The organism is Rathayibacter sp. AY1D5 (assembly GCF_002932515.1).
In the GTDB taxonomy this organism is placed as follows: domain Bacteria; phylum Actinomycetota; class Actinomycetes; order Actinomycetales; family Microbacteriaceae; genus Rathayibacter.
On the sequence record NZ_PSVU01000130.1, the window covers coordinates 1 to 647 of the forward strand.

The following is a 647-nucleotide window of genomic DNA, read 5'->3' on the forward strand; positions in this document are numbered from 1 at the left end:
CTGCGCCAATCGCCCGTTGCTCCGTGCGGAGCGCCTCGTTCGGTGAACGATCGAGGTGGATACGGGATTCGAACCCGTGTATACGGCTTTGCAGGCCGCTGCCTCGCCTCTCGGCCAATCCACCGTGTACGGGATTCGGTGTCGGCGGCCCGAGGGCCGACCAGGTGGGAGGCACCCGAGGGTGCCGTCCCGATGACGCCGGTCCGAGGACCGGTGTTCGAGCGGATGACGAGATTCGAACTCGCGACCCTCACCTTGGCAAGGTGATGCGCTACCGCTGCGCCACATCCGCATGTAGGTCGTACTGGTGTTGCCGTTTTGCGTGTCGTGCTGTCTTGCTGTCTGTCCGGCGCTTTCGCTGCCCGGCTCGACCTAGAAGAATGTATACGACAGCGGCGCCGGAATCCAAATCGAGCGGACGCCGATCCCGCCGCTCGGAGTCCGATCCGCGTCTTTCCGCGCGAAACCGGCTCGTCGCCGTCCGTTCACCCGGGCGTGGCGGGCGTCGGCGGTGCATCCGGGCCCCGCGGATCCGCTACGATCGTCTCTCGGGTCGTCCAGCACGTCCCCCTGGGCGATTGGCGCAGTTGGTAGCGCGCTTCCTTCACACGGAAGAGGTCATCGGTTCGAGTCCGGTATCGCCCACC

General features: G+C 66.2%; 3 tRNA genes. 1 reads left to right on the forward strand and 2 read right to left on the reverse strand.

The features are described 5' to 3' along the window. Positions 1–53: 53 nt before the first annotated feature. A tRNA-Cys gene (locus C5C82_RS17185) sits at positions 54–124 on the reverse strand. Between the two features lie 96 nt (positions 125–220). Further along, positions 221–292, reverse strand: a tRNA-Gly gene (locus tag C5C82_RS17190). Between the two features lie 280 nt (positions 293–572). Between C5C82_RS17190 and C5C82_RS17195 the strand changes: the two genes are divergently transcribed. Then, positions 573–645: transfer RNA gene (locus C5C82_RS17195), tRNA-Val, on the forward strand. Positions 646–647 lie beyond the last annotated feature (2 nt).